The 14,883-nt window shown below is 65.2% G+C and carries 14 protein-coding genes; 8 read left to right on the top strand and 6 right to left on the bottom strand.

What is annotated here, in order from left to right; genetic code table 11:
- Positions 1-406 precede the first annotated feature (406 nt).
- The gene (locus ACO2Q9_RS03230; RefSeq protein WP_423308242.1) at positions 407-679 is read left to right on the top strand and encodes a GlsB/YeaQ/YmgE family stress response membrane protein; all 273 of its coding nucleotides are present in this window, start codon (positions 407-409) and stop codon (positions 677-679) included.
- 26 nt (positions 680-705) lie between these two features.
- On the opposite strand, the gene ACO2Q9_RS03235 is transcribed toward ACO2Q9_RS03230, so the two are convergent.
- Positions 706-1,452, bottom strand: a complete 747-nt coding sequence (locus tag ACO2Q9_RS03235) for an SDR family oxidoreductase (protein WP_423308244.1) — start codon at positions 1,450-1,452, stop codon at positions 706-708.
- A gap of 101 nt (positions 1,453-1,553) precedes the next feature.
- On the opposite strand from ACO2Q9_RS03235, the gene ACO2Q9_RS03240 reads away from it, so the two are divergent.
- A complete protein-coding gene (locus ACO2Q9_RS03240) occupies positions 1,554-2,522 on the top strand; it encodes a cupin domain-containing protein (protein ID WP_423308246.1) in 969 nt (322 codons plus the stop codon).
- On the opposite strand, the gene ACO2Q9_RS03245 is transcribed toward ACO2Q9_RS03240, so the two are convergent.
- Both ACO2Q9_RS03245 and ACO2Q9_RS03250 read right to left on the bottom strand, forming a co-directional pair.
- On the bottom strand, positions 2,443-2,892 hold the full coding sequence (locus ACO2Q9_RS03245; protein ID WP_423308248.1) for a hemerythrin domain-containing protein: 450 nt from the start codon (positions 2,890-2,892) through the stop codon (positions 2,443-2,445). The two genes, ACO2Q9_RS03240 and ACO2Q9_RS03245, sit on opposite strands and share 80 nt — an antisense overlap.
- 119 nt (positions 2,893-3,011) lie before the next feature.
- Complete coding sequence (locus ACO2Q9_RS03250; protein ID WP_423308250.1) at positions 3,012-4,916, bottom strand: FAD-binding monooxygenase; 1,905 nt, start codon at positions 4,914-4,916, stop codon at positions 3,012-3,014.
- A 99-nt stretch (positions 4,917-5,015) separates the two neighbouring features.
- Between ACO2Q9_RS03250 and ACO2Q9_RS03255 the strand changes: the two genes are divergently transcribed.
- Positions 5,016-5,471 (top strand): MarR family winged helix-turn-helix transcriptional regulator, encoded by a 456-nt coding sequence (locus ACO2Q9_RS03255; protein ID WP_423308252.1) that lies wholly within the window; start codon positions 5,016-5,018, stop codon positions 5,469-5,471.
- A gap of 5 nt (positions 5,472-5,476) precedes the next feature.
- Here the strand turns inward: ACO2Q9_RS03255 and ACO2Q9_RS03260 are convergent, their stop codons facing one another.
- Positions 5,477-6,706, bottom strand: coding sequence for an MFS transporter (locus ACO2Q9_RS03260; RefSeq protein ID WP_423308254.1), 1,230 nt, complete (start codon positions 6,704-6,706; stop codon positions 5,477-5,479).
- Positions 6,707-6,939: 233 nt separating this feature from the next.
- Between ACO2Q9_RS03260 and ACO2Q9_RS03265 the strand changes: the two genes are divergently transcribed.
- The gene (locus ACO2Q9_RS03265; RefSeq protein ID WP_423308256.1) at positions 6,940-7,974 is read left to right on the top strand and encodes a S1C family serine protease; all 1,035 of its coding nucleotides are present in this window, start codon (positions 6,940-6,942) and stop codon (positions 7,972-7,974) included.
- Here the strand turns inward: ACO2Q9_RS03265 and ACO2Q9_RS03270 are convergent.
- Entirely contained in the window at positions 7,955-8,920 is a 966-nt protein-coding gene (locus ACO2Q9_RS03270; protein ID WP_423308258.1) for an NAD-dependent epimerase/dehydratase family protein, read from the bottom strand. The genes ACO2Q9_RS03265 and ACO2Q9_RS03270 overlap by 20 nt on opposite strands.
- A 40-nt stretch (positions 8,921-8,960) precedes the next feature.
- Between ACO2Q9_RS03270 and ACO2Q9_RS03275 the strand changes: the two genes are divergently transcribed.
- Both ACO2Q9_RS03275 and ACO2Q9_RS03280 read left to right on the top strand, forming a co-directional pair.
- Complete coding sequence (locus tag ACO2Q9_RS03275; RefSeq protein WP_423308260.1) at positions 8,961-10,019, top strand: CDP-6-deoxy-delta-3,4-glucoseen reductase; 1,059 nt, start codon at positions 8,961-8,963, stop codon at positions 10,017-10,019.
- Positions 10,020-10,120: 101 nt separating this feature from the next.
- Entirely contained in the window at positions 10,121-10,492 is a 372-nt protein-coding gene (locus tag ACO2Q9_RS03280) for a hypothetical protein (protein WP_423308262.1), read from the top strand.
- Positions 10,493-10,497: 5 nt separating this feature from the next.
- Here ACO2Q9_RS03280 and ACO2Q9_RS03285 read toward each other — a convergent pair whose 3' ends face one another.
- Positions 10,498-11,937 (bottom strand): NAD-dependent succinate-semialdehyde dehydrogenase, encoded by a 1,440-nt coding sequence (locus ACO2Q9_RS03285; protein ID WP_423308264.1) that lies wholly within the window; start codon positions 11,935-11,937, stop codon positions 10,498-10,500.
- A 121-nt stretch (positions 11,938-12,058) separates the two neighbouring features.
- Between ACO2Q9_RS03285 and ACO2Q9_RS03290 the strand changes: the two genes are divergently transcribed.
- Positions 12,059-13,318, top strand: coding sequence for a putative DNA modification/repair radical SAM protein (locus tag ACO2Q9_RS03290; protein WP_423308266.1), 1,260 nt, complete (start codon positions 12,059-12,061; stop codon positions 13,316-13,318).
- Between the two features lie 26 nt (positions 13,319-13,344).
- On the top strand, positions 13,345-14,871 hold the full coding sequence (locus ACO2Q9_RS03295) for a UdgX family uracil-DNA binding protein (protein ID WP_423308268.1): 1,527 nt from the start codon (positions 13,345-13,347) through the stop codon (positions 14,869-14,871).
- The last annotated feature ends 12 nt before the right edge of the window (positions 14,872-14,883 follow it).

Below are 14,883 nucleotides of genomic sequence, written 5' to 3' on the forward strand. Positions count from 1 at the left end.
AGAAATACGGTCCCAACTCGGACCGCATGAAGAAGATGAGCATCCCGGGGATGCGAGAGACGACGCGAGTCGCACGGAACTCCGGCCCGCTGGGATATGTTGGGACTGGAGGAAATTCGCCGCAGGGGACGTTCGACGGGGCGCAACTGGGGGGAGCGCCATTTTGAAACCGCGCGGCAACATAGCCGCGGGAGAGTGTCAGACGGGGCACTGCAAGGGCGAAACGCTGCAGCGCCCGCCCATTGTACTCTCATTCGCACTGCAACGTTCGCGCACAGTGCAACATCCGGCAGAAATTACATCTGGGACTTTCCGGCCGACCGTGCAATCATGGGGCAATCCGCGGTATCTCCACGGCAAGAATGAAAATATCTATCCATATCTTTACTGTGCATGTGGCGCCCTGTTGGGCTGGATCATCAGCGGGTTGAGTGCCGACGCTCAACGCATGTTTCGACTCGAGGCCGTACTTGTGGGGACTGCGGGGGCTGCACTGGGAGGGCTGGTGATCGGGGATATTGTCTGGTCCTCCACCGCGACATCCGATTTCTCGATCGGCAAGCTTGCCCTGGCGACCGCCGGCGCTTCGATCCTTCTTTTCCTGCTCTTCCGATTCAAGAAGGCCGTAGGGCCGCTGCGTCCACACAAACAGAGATCCAGGCACCGGTTCTACGATTGAACCAGCGCAAGGCGCCAGGAGCGACTTCAGCGTGCCGGTGATGCAAGCGCGATCGCATCGGCGCCCGCGGGGAACCTCAGCCGCCCGAGAAAATCGTCCGCCGCAGCAAGAACGGCTTCGGCCACGTCCGCTTCTGTGGTCACGGCGGCCGGGTTCGCGAATGCGGCAAAGATCGGGCGTGCAAAGGGCTCGTAGGCGGGCGGGATCAAACCGCTCATGCGTGCGCCGCCGTTCTCGGTGAATCGGGTGGTCGGCGCATATCCGGGTTCGACGAGTTTCACGCGAATGTCGAAGGACGCGAGTTCGAACGCCAGCGACGCGGTAAAGCCCTCGATGGCCATCTTGCTGCCGGTATAGACGGCGGCCAGTGGCATGGGTGTGAGCGTCACGCTGGAGGTCACGTTGACGATGACGCCGCTGCGGCGCTCGCGCATCTGGGGAATCACCGCTTGCGTCATCGCCATCACGCCGAGCGTGTTCGTTTCGAAGACTTCGCGGACGGTTGCCATCGGCGTGACCTCGAACGCTCCGACGACGCCGATGCCCGCATTGTTGACGAGTGCATCGATGGGGCCTGCGGCCTTGATGGCGGCGGCAATGCTTTGTTCGCAGGTCACGTCCAAGGGCAGCACGAGCAGTCTTCCGGATTCGGGCAGCAAGCCTTCGCGCGGCGAGCGCATGGTCGCCACGACCCTCCATCCATGTGCGAGGAAGTGGCGGGCGGTTTCGAGACCGTAACCGGACGAGCAGCCAGTGATGAGCACGGTTTTCATTGCAGATTTCCTTGGGTGTGTTGAAAGTACCCGAACGATATCTGCCGTGGGAAGAACTATCTACAATGGATAGTCCACATTTCATTTGCGATAGTCCTGTCATGACCGACCCGCTCGCCCAAGTCATCGCGCTCATGAATCCGCGTGCCATCTACTCCAAGGTGATCAGCGGCGCAGGGTCTTGGGCTGTCCGTTATTCGAAGTTCGGCCAGCCCAGCTTCTGCACCATGCTCGAAGGCGAATGCGTGCTGGCCGTGGATGGACAGCCGCCACTGGCGCTCATCGCCGGGGACTTCGTGCTGATGCCCGCCACGCCCGGCTTCACCCTTTCGAGCTTCTCGCCGGCAGTTCCCGTATTCATGGATCCGATGAAGGCTGCGCGCGATGCAACCGAAATCCGGCATGGCAAGCGGGACGGCCCACCCGACGTCCGCATGCTCGGCGGTTACTTCGACTTCGATTCTCCCGACGCCGGGCTGCTCGTGTCCTTGCTTCCGTCGTTGTTGCACATGCGCGGCGTCGAGCGGATGACGCAGCTGGTCCAGCTGGTGCGCAATGAATCGGTGGAGCAAAAGCCGGCCCGCGACTTGATCCTGGAGCGGCTGGTCGAAGTGCTGCTGGTGGAGGCGCTGCGCAGCGCACCTTGTGAGAGTGCGCCGCCGGGTCTGTTGCGCGCGATGGGCGACCCGCGCCTCGCCGCTGCGCTACGGCAGATCCACGGCAACCCTGCACATCCCTGGACTGTCGAAGATCTCGCTGCGGTCGCAGCACTCTCCCGTTCAGCCTTCTTTGCCCGGTTTTCGAAAGCAGTAGGCATTCCACCCATGGAATACCTGATCTCATGGCGAATGGCTGTTGCCAAGAACCTGCTCGGTCGCGATGGCCTCGACATTGCGGAAGTGGCCGGACGCGTTGGCTACAGTTCAGCCAGCACATTCAGCACCGCGTTCGCCCGCCACGTGGGGCAAGCGCCAGGGCGGTTCTCGAGGGTCAGGCGTGCGCACCCGCGCGCAGCGTCAGGAACTCGGCTTCGTATTCCTTCGCCAGCTGCGTTTTCTGGGACGCCGTAAGCACCTTGCCCGCCTCCTGGAAAAATTTGGTTTCCTCTTCCTCGAGGTGGTGCTTCACCTTGTGCGCCAGCTTTTTCGCGTGCTCCATCCACGCGCTGCCTTCGGGGTCGAGCTTCTCCATGTCTTCCACCATCTCGTCCATTTCATGGTGCTCGGCGATGGCATGGCGTGACGCGTCCACGGTGACGTCGTGTTCGAACAGCGGCACGTAGAAACAACGCTCCTCTGCCGTCTCGTGGGCCTTGAGTTCCTGTTTCAAATCTTCGAAGACACGCTGGCGCGCATCCTTCTGCGTGCGGCTGGAAACCAGCTGCGCAACCAGGGCGCGCTGGGTATCGTGGCTGACTCGTAGGGCTTCGAATATGTTCATGCGGCGAGTCTGGCCCCATCCGCCCTCTCCGCCTGTAGGCGGTCATGCCGCGCGGATGCCAGTCACTGCAGGAAAATCCCGTGCGGATCATTTGCCTGCAAAAGCGCGACGCCCGGATTTCACCGGACAGGTTTCATGAACCCGGCGAAGAACGCCGCCAGTTCCGCATGCGCATCCAGCGGCAGCACATGTGCGACGTACTGGTCCGGGCGCACGACAACCAGCGCGCCACGCATCCGGTCCACGCCTCGCATGTCGAAGATGTCCTGTCCGCTCTTCAGGTCCGGGCTGAACACCTTTTCGTAGTCGCGCAATCCGAAACGGCCTTTTTGCGGACGCAGCAACCCGGGCATCCTCTCGAATGCGAGATCGCGGTGCGACTGCTGGAAGATGGCTCGGATGTCGAACACCGAATCGATGTCCTGCCCCTCGCGCGTGTACCTGAGCACGGGTGAATCGGGCGACTCGGCGAGGAAGCGGCACAGCGCCTCGACGCCACCCGCCTGTCCTTCAAACGCATAAAAGCGCCAGCGCCCGTCGGCCTTGCCGACGTGTCCCAGATGCAGCGGCTTCGCGTCAGTGATGCGCACCACGGGCGCTGAATGGAAGCGCGTGCCGATCACGAACCCGCCGGCCAGATGCTGATGCTTCGCCTCGCCGCAGATCATCGATGGCCGGTAGTGCGTGCCCATGCCGGCGGTGAAGCGGCCGTGCTGTTCGAAATACCTCTGGAATTCCTTCGGGTCCACGCCACTTGTTTCTGCGCCCTCCACCTCCGTCTTCTTCGCACGGTCGCTGAACATCCGGGCCCATTCGCGGTCGAAGTCGATCAGCTGTTGCGCGACGACCTGGCGCTCTTCCGAATAGGTATCGAGCAATTCGGGCACTGCCTGACCCCGCAGTACGGACGCGAGCTTCCAGCCGAGATTGAACGTGTCCTGCATCGAGAAGTTCATGCCCTGCCCGGCCTTGGGGCTGTGCGTGTGGCAGGCATCGCCCGCGATGAAGACGCGTGGTCGGCCTCCATTGCGATCCGCATCGTCGTACTTGTGGCAGATGCGCTGCCCGATCTCGTAGACCGACCACCACGGCACTTCCTTCACATCGAGCGTATAGGGATGGAATATCCGCTGCGCGGTCGCGACGAGTTTGTCGATGGTGATGTTGCGGGCAGACACGCGTTCTGCCTCGCCCAGCTTGTCCATCTCGACATACAGGCGCACGAGATAGCCGCCCTCGCGCGGGATGACCAGCAGGTTGCCACTGCCGGACTGCACTGCCGACTTGTAGCGGATATCAGGAAAGTCGGTGACGGCCAGCACATCCATCACACCCCAGGCCTGGTTGGCGGAGTCCCCGACGAGCTGCAGGCCGATGGACTTGCGCACCGCGCTGCGCGCGCCGTCGCAGCCGACCACGTAACGCGCCTTCAACGTCTCCACCTGGCCGGCATGCGCGGCGTCGGTGCGCTCCAGGCGAACGGTGACGGGATGGTCTTGCGCATCGGCATCGACCTTCACATCGAGCAGCTGTCGCGAATAGTGCGGCTCGAGCCGACTGGGCGAATTGCGCATCGTCTCGAGATAGAAATCGTGCACGCGGGCCTGGTTCAGGATGACGTGCGGAAACTCGGAGAGGCCGTCCTCCGTGTCCTGTACACGGCCATGCCGCACGATGTTGCCCGCATCCGTGCCGTCCGGTTTCCAGAAGGTCACCTCGTTGATCCAGCAGGCCTCCGCCATCACCCGCCCGGCGAACTCGAACGCCTCGAACATCTCCATGGTGCGACAGGCAATGCCGTCCGCCTGGCCGAGCTGCATCGGGCCGTCTTTCTGCTCGACGATGCAGGTGCGGATGTCCGGAAACGCCGCAAGCTGCGCGGCCAGCGTCAGCCCGGCCGGGCCGCAGCCCACGATGAGCACATCCACCTCGGCAGGCACGCCGTCGCCGTGCGGCAGCGCCTCTCCTGAAGCTTCGAGATGGAGCGGCTCACCCGGCCTGAAACCGTTCAGATGGAATTGCATGGAATTTGTCTCCTTGGATGCTGATCGAATACTGATCGTCAGCATACTGATGATTAGTATAAGTGCCAGAATGCCGGAAAATCAAGAGGTTCATCCAGAATGAAAGTTTCCGCGAAAGCGTCCGCGCGGGCAGACCTGCAATCCTTGCCCGGCCATGGAATCCGCAGGTTGCACCAGATCGCCGTGGCCATCTTCATGGAAGAGACGGCGGACGACCCCGTCACCCCCGTGCAGTACGCGGTTCTTCACACGCTCGCGGACAACCCCGGCATCGACCAGCGCACGCTCGCGCGTCTGGTGAGCTTCGACACCTCCACCATCGGGGGCGTCATCGACCGGCTGGAAGCCCGTGGCGCGCTGACCCGCAGTCACTCCGACGGCGATCGCCGGGTCAGGTTGTTGCACCTCACGCCTGAAGGTGAAGCCACGCTGGCCGATTCGATGGCGGCCATGAACCGGGCGCAAGTCCGCATGCTCGACCCGCTGTCCGCCGCCGAGCGGAAGAACTTCATGAAGATGCTCCAGCGGGTGATCGGCCACCACGAGGAGAAGTGAGGGCCTCAGTTCCTGTTTTCGGGCCTGAGTGCCTTGCGCGGAATCCAGTAGGCCAGCGTTCCTGCTGCAGCAAACGCGATCAGGCCCGTCGCCGCAATACCCGCCGCCAATGTGAGTCCACCGGCCAGCAGCGACAGCAGGGCCGGCCCGGACGACGAGCCGATGTCGGCCATGAGCCGCCACACGCCCAGGAAATGCGCACGCCCGTGGCGCGGCGACTGGTCCGCGCCGATCGTCATGATCATCCCCGACCCGATGCCATTGCCGAAACCGATGAGCAGCGCCGCGATCAGCAGCGTGATCGCGCCCGTGGTCAGCGGCATCACCAGCATCCCGATGCCCATGATGAGCATGGATGGCACGGCGACCCAGCGCCGGCCCTTCACATCCATCACCTTGCCGGCCGGGTAGAACACCAGCATGTCGATGCCGCCGGCCAGGCCGTAGATCAGCGATGCCACCGAAGGCGCGAGCCCGAGCTGGTCGGCCCAGAGCGGGATCACCGCCTGGCGCGATGCGCGCACGGCACTCACCAGCATCACCCCGATGCCGAGCGTGAGGAACACATCGCGGTGGTCGCGCAAGGTCGCGGCGATGGTGGGCCTGGCGGGTCCGGCCTGCCCTTCGGCGACGACGGGTGCAGGCATGTCGGGGATGCGCGCGCCCACCGCTGCGGCAGCCAGCATCGCGACGATCCCGACGACGTAGGCGGCGGAAAGATCGAACGCATGCACGGCCGCTGCCGCCAGGAAGGGGCCGATGAACATGCCGATGCGCATCACGCCGCCCAGCGTGGACAGCGCGCGCGCACGGTAGGCAATGGGCACGGCATCGGTCAGGTAGCTCTGCCGCGCGAGGTTGTAGACGGCCTGCGACATGCCGACCATGAAACAGCCCGCAGCGAACAGGCCGAGATGCGATGTGCCGATGCACAGTGCCATGCCCAGCGCACTCCAGACCGCCGCAGCAACGATGGCCCAGCGCTCGCCCCAGCGCATGGTGATCAGCGACGCCGGGATGTTGCTGAGCAGCGAGCCGATGCCGATCAGCCCGACCATCAGCGCGGCGATGGGAACTGCAGCGCCGAGGTCACGCGCCGTGAGCGGGATGATGGGAAGAATGGCCCCTTCGCCAAGACCGAACAGCAGCGAAGGGCCGAACGCCGGCAATGCGATTCGTCGCAAGGAAAAACTGTCGGGTAAGTTCGGGGGCAGCGGTTCTGGCGACGACGACATGCGGATAGGGGCGGCAGGAAAGGGGCCGCAGCACGGAATGCATCGCGCATGCGGCGTCGCCATTGTCTCGCCAATACGGATGCCTGCTCGTGAGGACACCTGCAAGCGTAGCGCGCACCCTTGCGGTGCGGCGCTTGCAAACTATTTCAATTTCGTCACCAAGGGCTTCGGGATGTCTTGCGTTGGCCCGGATTCAGGAGCATTCTTCGTACAAATTCTCCCGGGGGTCGATCATGCGTACGCTGCAATGGTTTCGTGTGTTGATGGTCACCACGCTGCTGGCATCGGCAGCGGTCCACAGTGCGACGCCGGCCGGTCCACCCGCGGCCCAGAGCATCATCGACGCGTTGTCCAGGGCCAACGCGGCCGTCGTAGGCGTCGAAGTGAAGGCGGCCGAAGGCGCCAAATCCATCCAGACACTGGGCGCGCAGCGATCGGGCTCCGGCGTCGTCATCGGGCAGGACGGGTTGATCCTCACCATCGGCTACCTGATGCTCGAAGCGCAGGAAATACGCATCGTCACCCAGGACAACAAGGTCTACCCGGCACGTCCGGTCGCCTACGACCTCGCCACCGGCTTCGGCCTCGTGCAGTCACTGCTGCCGCTGCGCGGCGTGCAGCCCGTCGAGCTGGGCAGCCATCGTGAAGTCGAACCCGGCGAGCCGCTGCTCACCGCCACCGGCGCGCAGGCCGACGACGATGCCGACGTCGCCATGACGCAGCTGGTCAGCAAACGCCCTTTCTCGGGCTACTGGGAGTACCACATCGAGACAGCCCTCTTCACCAGCCCGCCCATCGGCAACCACAGTGGCGCACCGCTGTTCAACCAGAAGGGTGAATTGCTGGGCATCGGCAGCCTGTTCGTGATGGATGCGCTCGGCGACAGCCGGCGCCTGCCGGGCAACATGTTCGTGCCGGTGGACCTGCTCAAACCCATCCTGGCCGAATTGCGCCAGACGGGCAGCACCAAGCTCAGCCACCGGCCATGGCTCGGCCTCACGTCCACCGAACAGGGCGGTCGCGTGCAGGTCGTGCGTGTGTCGCAGGAAAGCCCTGCGCAGGACGCGGGCCTGAAGACCGGCGACGTGGTTCTGGCCGTCGACGGCACCAAGGTCAGCACACTCGAGACTTTCTACAAGAAGGTCTGGGACCGCCCGGACCCGAACGGAGAGGTAGAGCTCACCGTGCTGCAAGGCGCGGACATCCGGACCGTGAAGATCAAGGCCGTGGATCGCATGAACACCATGCTCAAGCCGGCGGGGATCTGAGCGGCACGAGGCCCTCGCGCACGGTCGGGTAGTGCAACGCGAGCCTTAGCTCGCGCTTGAGCCGCGTGTTGTCCATGCGGCGGGATTCACCCATGAAGCTCAGCATCGCGAGCGACAGCTCCTTTTCGGCCTGGCTGCGCGGCACACGCGGCGGCTTCGGCATGCCATAGAGACCGGCGACGAAATCGAAGTAGTCGCCCATCCGCATGTCGGTGTCGTCGTTGACGTTCAGCACGCGCTGCGGCTTGCCGCGCCACAGCGCGAGCACGCACGCACGCGCCAGGTCGTCCGCATGGATGTGGTTGGTGAACACATCGTCTTCACGCCTGAGGACCGGCGTGCCGCGCTGAAGGCGCGCGTGCGGCGTGCCGCCTTCACGGTCCGGCGCGTAGATGCCGGGAATGCGCAGCACGTTCGTGCGCATGGTCGTGCGGCCGGCCAGGCGCACGCGATGCTCGGCATCCGCACGACGCAGCGCGCGCGGCGTGCGCGGATTGGCCGGACGGCTTTCGGCCACGCGCGCGCCGCCGCAATCACCGTACACGCCGCTGGTCGATCCGTAGACCAGCGCGGCGGGCACCACGCGCAGCTTCAGCACGTTCAGCAACGCCTGCGTGCGCGGGTCACGCCACCATTGCTTCTCACCGTCCGAAGGCGGCGGCGCGAGATGCAGCACACGGGTCGCGATGCCGGCGAGGCGGCGCAGGCTTGCCACGTCATCGAGGTTGCCCGACAAGGGGACGATGCCGCTTCCCCGCAGCGCCGCGTGCCGGCCGGGGGAGGACGTGAGCGCGAGAACGCGCGGCCGTTTTGCGCGGGACTCTGCGTTGGCGCCGGTCAGCACGCGTGCTGCACGCAGACCCACATCGCCACAGCCCACGATCAGGATCCGCTCGCGGCGGAACCGCGCCGGCAGGGCACCGAGGGGACTTTGATTTGAGGGCAAAATGTCAGGTTTGTCAGCAAGTCCCACAGGATACCCAAAGATGACCACGACGGCGGGGGATACCGCACAGTTCCAGATCACCGTTCAGCCCAGCGGCCGCAGTTTCACGGCCATGCCCGACGAGGCCATCCTCGCCGCCGGCATCCGCCAGGGTATCGGCCTGCCTTACGGCTGCAAGGACGGCGCCTGCGGCTCCTGCAAGTGCAAGAAGCTCGAAGGCATCATCATCCACGGCCCGCACCAGCTCAAGGCGCTCACGCCCGAGGAAGAGGCTGCGGGCTTCGTGCTCACCTGCTGCGCGGTGGCGCAGTCCGACGTGGTGCTCGAATCGCGCCAGGTCACCGAAGCCGGCGCATTCCCCATCAAGAAGATGCCCTCGCGCGTCTCGCTGATGGAAAAGAAATCGCACGACGTGATGCTCATCAAGCTGCAGTTGCCGGCCAACGACACCATGCAGTACCACGCCGGCCAGTATGTCGAGTTCATCATGCGCGACGGCACGCGCCGCAGCTACAGCATGGCGAACGCGCCGCACAACGGTCCGGGCGTCGAACTGCACATCCGCCACATGCCCGGCGGCAAGTTCACCGACCACGTGTTCGGCGCGATGAAGGAAAAGGAAATCCTGCGCGTCGAAGGCCCCTACGGCAGCTTTTTCCTGCGTGAGGACTCCGACAAGCCGGTCGTGCTGCTCGCGTCCGGCACAGGCTTCGCGCCCATCAAGGCGCTCATCGAGCATATGCATTTCAAGGGCATCACCCGTCCGGCTACCGTTTATTGGGGCGGTCGCCGTCCTTCGGATCTGTACATGCACGACTGGCTCCTCGCCAAGGTGGCAGAGATGCCCTCGCTGACGTACGTACCGGTCATCTCCAACGCACTGCCTGAAGACAACTGGACCGGTCGCACGGGCTTCGTGCACCGCGCGGTGCTGGAAGATACGCCCGATCTGTCGGGCCATCAGGTCTATGCCTGTGGCGCGCCCATCGTCGTCGACTCGGCCCGTGCCGAATACAGCGCCAAGGGCAACCTGCCGGCCGACGAGTTCTACGCGGACTCGTTCACAACCGAAGCCGACAAGGCGCGCGAAGCGGCCTGAACGCGGTCCGTGGTCATGGATTGAGCGCGCGGTGAAATTGCCGGGCTCGTCCATCCAGCCCGTGCGTCATCATCAGGCGCGGCACAATCACCGGCATGCGCGTGCCCGAACCCAGAATCTATGAAGGCCCCGTGGGCGTCACGCCCGACGAGTTCCGCGTCCTGTTCGAACGCCTCGTCCTGCAGCCGAACGGCGTGTCGTTCCGCCTGGAGCTGATCGCCGCGGAGGCCATTGCCAGCCGATGGATGCTCGAAGGGACAGCGCCATTCAACGGCGGCTTCTTTGCCACGCCGCCACTCGTCATGCATCACATGTCCAACGGCGCGATCATGCCGGTCAGCCTGCGCCTCAACGTCGACCTCGCCAACGACGAGCATTGCACCGTCACGGCCTTCCTCACCGGAATTGAAAAGAGCGTGACGTGGAAGCTCCACGGCACGCTCGATCGGCTGGGTGTCGTCGAAGACGACTAGCAGTATCAGACGTTGGTGATCGACACCGCGCGCGCATTCAGGTACGCGTCCACCGCCTCCGGGCCACCTTCCGAACCATAGCCCGAATCCTTGATGCCGCCGAAGGGCAATTCGGCCGAGGGCAGCGCGGGCTGGTTGATCCACAGCATGCCCACTTCGACGCGGCGCGCCAGCAGGTCGGCATTCTTCAGCGAACGCGTGAAGGCGTAGCCGGCCAGGCCGTAGGGCAGGCGGTTGGCTTCGGCGATCGCGTTCTCCAGCGTGTCGAACTTCTGGATCGCGGCCATGGGGCCGAAAGGTTCGTCGTTGAACACCTTGGCATCGGTCGGCACGTTGGCCAGGATGGTCGGCTGGAAGAAGTTGCCCGCTTCGCCGATGCGTTCGCCGCCGGACAGCAGCTCGGCACCGCGCTCCACCGCATCCTTGGTGAATTCGGCCATGGCCGTCAGGCGGCGCGGGTTGGCCAGCGGGCCCATCTGCGTGCCTTCGGCCAGACCGTCACCCACCTTCAGCGACGAGGCCTGCTTGGCCAGCGCGGCGCCGAATTCGTTGGCGATGCTCTCGTGCACCAGAAAACGCGTGGGCGAAATGCAGACCTGGCCCGCATTGCGGAACTTGGCGGAACCGGCGGCCTTCACGGCCAGCGCGATGTCGGCGTCTTCGGCCACGATCACGGGGGCATGACCGCCGAGTTCCATGGTCACGCGCTTCATGTGCTGGCCGGCCATGGCGGCCAGTTGCTTGCCCACAGGCGTGGAGCCGGTGAACGTGATCTTGCGAATGATCGGGTGCGGGATCAGGTAGCTCGAGATCTCGGCCGGATTGCCGTACACCAGACCCAGCACGCCGGGCGGCAAGCCTGCATCGGCAAACGCCTGGATCAGCGCGGCGGGGCCGGCCGGGGTTTCTTCGGGTGCCTTCACCAGCATCGAGCAGCCGGCGCTCAACGCTGCAGCCACCTTGCGCACCACCTGGTTGATCGGGAAGTTCCACGGCGTGAACGCGGCCACCGGGCCGACCGGGTCCTTCAGCACCATCTGGCGCGTCGCCAGGTTGAAGCGCGAAGGCACGATGCGGCCGTAGACGCGGAAGCCTTCTTCGGCGAACCATTCGATGATGTCGGCAGCGGCCATCGCCTCGCCCTTGCCTTCGGCCAGCGGCTTGCCCTGCTCCTGGGTGATCAGGCGGCCGATGGCTTCGGCGCGCTCGCGCATCAGGCCGGCGGCCTTGCGCATGATCTGGCTGCGGGCTGCAGCGGTCATGTCGCGCCAGGTTTCGAAGCCTTTCTGGGCGGCAGCCAGCGCCTTGTCCAGGTCGGCCTTGCCCGCATGCGAGACGCGGCCGATTTCCTTGCCGGTGGCCGGGTTGAAAACGGCCAGCGTCTTGCCGTCTGCGGCATCCAGCCACTTGCCGTCGATGAAGAGTTGCGTGTTGGGATAAGTCATGAGTGTCTTCTCTTTATGAAATTGATCAGGCCAACCACGCACTCTAATCCAACATCGCAAAACCCGGGTCGCGTGTATGGCAGTTACAGACCGCAGCGACGAATGACTGTACATTCATACAGTGAAAACCATACGCAAACTCGCCATCCTGGCGGACGCAGCGAAATACGACGCTTCGTGCGCGTCCAGCGGCACGACGTCGCGCGACTCGTCGAACGGCCGGGGCATCGGCTCCACCGAAGGCATGGGCATATGCCACAGTTACGCGCCGGACGGTCGCTGCATCTCGCTGCTGAAAATCCTGCTCACGAACTTCTGCCAGTACGAGTGCCTGTACTGCGTGAATCGCGCCAGCAGCAACGTCCCCCGCGCCCGCTTCACCGTTGGCGAAGTTGTGGCACTGACGCTGGACTTTTACCGGCGCAATTGCATCGAAGGGCTGTTCCTCTCCAGCGGCATCATCCGCTCGCCCGACTACACGATGGAACAGGTGGTGGAAGTGGCGCGCGTGCTGCGTGAGGAGCACGATTTCCGCGGCTACATCCATCTGAAGACCATTCCCGACGCCGCGCCCGAGTTGCTGGCCCGTGCGGGCCGGTATGCCGACCGCCTGTCGATCAACGTCGAACTGCCCACGCAAGCCGGATTGGCCGCCCTCGCGCCGCAGAAAGACGGGCCGGCCATCCGCCGTTCCATGGCACGCCTGCGCATCGCCATCGACGATGCGCAGGACGCCAAGCGCGAGCAGCAGGTTTCGCGCGTCGTCTCGCTTGCCGGAACGCGCGCTGCCCGCGCACCTGCGCCCCGCTTCGCGCCTGCGGGACAGAGCACGCAACTGATCGTGGGCGCGGACGGAACGGACGACCGGACCATCCTGCAATCGAGCGCCACGCTCTACGGGTCGTACAAGCTGCGCCGGGTGTACTACTCGGCGTTCAGCCCCATTCCCGATGCTGCAGCGGCGTTGCCTCTCGTATCGCCGCCACTCATGCGCGAGCACCGGCTCTACCAGGCGGACTGGCTGATGCGTTTCTATGGTTTCTCGCACGACGAAATCGTGCCCGCACAGGGCGGCATGCTTGCACTGGAGCACGACCCGAAGCTGGCTTGGGCGCTCGCGCATCGCGAACGCTTTCCGGTCGACCTGAACCGCGCACCGCGCGAGATGCTGCTGCGCGTGCCGGGGCTCGGCGTGCGTTCAGTGGACCGCTTGCTTGCTGCGCGGCGCGTGCGGCGTCTTCGCGTGGACGATCTCGACCGGCTGCGCGTGCCACGCCGCAAGCTCGTTCCGTTCGTGGAAGTGGACGGACTGCGCCCCGCCCGCGACCTGGATGCGCGCGACCTGCCCACACGACTGGCAGAGCAGCCTTCGCTGTTCTGAGCAGCGCGACACGCAAGGGCACGGCCATGGGACGCACGATCGAACTGGCCGACGAGGCCGACTTCGCCGGGTTCCGCACCGCCGCCCGCGCGCTATTGCGGGACGGCACGCCCCCGGAACAGGTGACCTGGCGCACCGGCAGCGCCGCAGCGCCGCTGTTCCCGGAATCGGGTGCAACCACCACCACCGCCGCCGCCACCGAAGCGCCCGGGCTCCGGCTTCCCGCGCCGCTGCTTCGCACGTTGCAGTTTGCCGGACTGCATGACGATGAGCAGCGCTTCGCGCTCATCTACCGCCTGCTGTGGCGGCTGCAGCAGATGCCGGCGCTGCGCCACGATCCGCTCGACGCCGATGTCATGCGCGTGGCCCACATGGCGCAGGCCGTGAAGCGCGACGCGCACAAGATGAAGGCCTTCGTGCGCTTCCGGCCGGTGTCCACGGGCAGCGAAGGCCCTGGCGGCCCTTGCGGCAGCGACAACGGCCAGGTCATCCACGTCGCCTGGTTCGAGCCCGGTCATCACATCGTGGCCGCTGTCGCGCCCTTCTTCGCGCGCCGCTTCGCCAACATGCACTGGACACTGCTCACGCCGCGCGGCAGCCTGCGCTGGGTACCTGCGCAAGGCACACTGGCTGGCCGGCTGCACCACGGACCGCCCGCCCGCCGCGAACAGGCGCCACCTGCCGACGCAGGCGAAGCGCTGTGGCTTACGTACTACCGCAGCATCTTCAATCCTGCCCGGCTCAAGCTTGCGATGATGGAAAAGGAAATGCCGCGCCGCTACTGGCACAACCTGCCGGAAGCCAGCCTCATTGCGCCGCTGACGACTGCGGCTGCGGCGCGTACCGACAGCATGATCGAGCGGCCCGCCCAACCTGCAGTCCGCACCGTCCGCCTGATTCGCGCCCGCGTCGTTCACGACGACACGCTCGATCACGCGCAGCACGGCATCCACACGCTGGCCGACCTGCGCGAAGCCACGGACGGCTGCCGCGCTTGCCCCATCGGCGAATCGGCCACGCAGTCCGTTTGCGGCGAGGGTCCGCCCGGTGCGCGGCTGATGTTCGTCGGCGAACAACCCGGCGACCAGGAAGATCTCCAGGGTCGGCCCTTCGTCGGACCTGCGGGCCAGTGGCTCGACGCGGGGCTGGAACAGGCAGGGATTGCGCGTGAAGCCGTTTACCTCGCCAATGCAGTCAAGCACTTCAAGTACGAATTGCGTGGCAAGCGCCGCATCCACAAGACGGCAGGCCAACGCGAGGCCATGGCTTGCCGGCACTGGCTGGAACATGAAATACGCCTCGTGCGGCCCGCCGCGCTCGTGGCGCTCGGCGCAACGGCGGCGCGTGCGCTGCTGGGCAACGACGTGTCGGTGACGCGCGACCGGGGGCGCTGGATCCGTCGCCGTGACGACGACCTGCCGGTCCTGGTGACGCTGCACCCGTCCGCCTTGCTGCGCATGGAACCCGCAGAGGTCGATGCAGCCTGGCGCGCGTGGGTCGCCGATCTGGCAACGGCCGCGCGCGGGCCTGCGCCTGCGGACAGTGACGTGTAAAAATACGTGCGC

This window comes from Variovorax sp. VNK109 (genome assembly GCF_049445855.1).
GTDB lineage: Bacteria > Pseudomonadota > Gammaproteobacteria > Burkholderiales > Burkholderiaceae_C > JAGOCV01.

What these genes read in the sequence shown, in the direction of transcription:
- ACO2Q9_RS03235 (WP_423308244.1), bottom strand. Translation starts at nt 1,452, where the DNA reads ATGAAAACCGTGCTCATCACTGGCTGCTCGTCCGGTTACGGTCTCGAA.
- ACO2Q9_RS03250 (WP_423308250.1), bottom strand. Translation starts at nt 4,916, where the DNA reads ATGCAATTCCATCTGAACGGTTTCAGGCCGGGTGAGCCGCTCCATCTC.
- ACO2Q9_RS03295 (WP_423308268.1), top strand. Translation starts at nt 13,345, where the DNA reads ATGGGACGCACGATCGAACTGGCCGACGAGGCCGACTTCGCCGGGTTC.
- ACO2Q9_RS03255 (WP_423308252.1), top strand. Translation starts at nt 5,016, where the DNA reads ATGAAAGTTTCCGCGAAAGCGTCCGCGCGGGCAGACCTGCAATCCTTG.
- ACO2Q9_RS03240 (WP_423308246.1), top strand. Translation starts at nt 1,554, where the DNA reads ATGACCGACCCGCTCGCCCAAGTCATCGCGCTCATGAATCCGCGTGCC.
- ACO2Q9_RS03285 (WP_423308264.1), bottom strand. Translation starts at nt 11,937, where the DNA reads ATGACTTATCCCAACACGCAACTCTTCATCGACGGCAAGTGGCTGGAT.
- ACO2Q9_RS03265 (WP_423308256.1), top strand. Translation starts at nt 6,940, where the DNA reads ATGCGTACGCTGCAATGGTTTCGTGTGTTGATGGTCACCACGCTGCTG.
- ACO2Q9_RS03245 (WP_423308248.1), bottom strand. Translation starts at nt 2,892, where the DNA reads ATGAACATATTCGAAGCCCTACGAGTCAGCCACGATACCCAGCGCGCC.
- ACO2Q9_RS03275 (WP_423308260.1), top strand. Translation starts at nt 8,961, where the DNA reads ATGACCACGACGGCGGGGGATACCGCACAGTTCCAGATCACCGTTCAG.
- ACO2Q9_RS03260 (WP_423308254.1), bottom strand. Translation starts at nt 6,706, where the DNA reads ATGTCGTCGTCGCCAGAACCGCTGCCCCCGAACTTACCCGACAGTTTT.